General features: G+C 45.8%; 1 protein-coding gene. It reads right to left on the bottom strand.

The genetic code is table 11. The features are described from left to right. Positions 1 to 110: 110 nt before the first annotated feature. Entirely contained in the window at positions 111 to 563 is a 453-nt protein-coding gene (locus tag A3729_RS01045; RefSeq protein WP_068506996.1) for a hypothetical protein, read from the bottom strand. Positions 564 to 818: the final 255 nt, after the last annotated feature.

Raw genomic sequence — 818 nt, 5'->3', positions numbered from 1 at the left:
TATGGCTTGGACGCGATAGCGGTATTCGAGAATCAACAGATTGTCGGGATCGTTACCCACCCCGATATATTGAAGACGATACTACTGAAGGAGTCGCTAGAAGCAGATGCTTAATCTGGTCGAGCTTGTTGGGGGCTAAAAAGTAAAATGATTAGACCTAAGAGGCCAACTGCCGTGATCGATAAGCCGGCTTCTAATACGACACCTGCAAAACGGTGGTCTAAGCGGTAGAGACCACTCGAAAAACCATAACTCAAATCCAGTAACCCCAGGAACAGTGCCGCACCGGCGCAGGCTGCTGCGAGTACTCGGCCCTTTTGCATCCATTGGTTGCACCACAAAGGCAGGGCAGAAACTAGCATACCAAAGGCCAGAATTAAATCAGGCAGCACAAAGCTTCTTTCCCACAAGTAATAGCCTTCAAAATGTGGCATCAGTGCTCTTAGCTCTTCGATAGAAAAGAGCGAGCCGTTAAAGAACTGCCACCAGAAATGTATGATTCCCAGTGCTGCACCGATATAAATCATCGCCAAAAGGCGCTGAAACTTAAGTTTCTTAATCATCTTTTTTCAAGGGGGTCAGACTCGATTGAAAGCTATGTAGCCAATAGACCAATACATGCTACCTCTGGACGATGCTAAAGGCTATAGTGCTAAAATTAGCTACTTTAAATTCGGAGATGACACTTATGCGCCTATTAGTCTTGCTTAGCATGATCACCTTGCTTTCGGCCTGCAGTACACCGCTTAAACCAATCAATAATGGCCATGGCACGACAGAAGGAATAATGGGAGAAACGATTCAGGAAGTTTCAGCTT

The sequence above is a fragment of the Oleiphilus sp. HI0043 genome, assembly GCF_001634935.1.
Note: the sequence above shows the minus strand (reverse complement) of the source record. Positions and strands in the feature narration are given on the sequence as shown.

Coding starts and splice junctions, on each gene's coding strand:
- A3729_RS01045 (WP_068506996.1), bottom strand. CDS start 563: ATGATTAAGAAACTTAAGTTTCAGCGCCTTTTGGCGATGATTTATATC.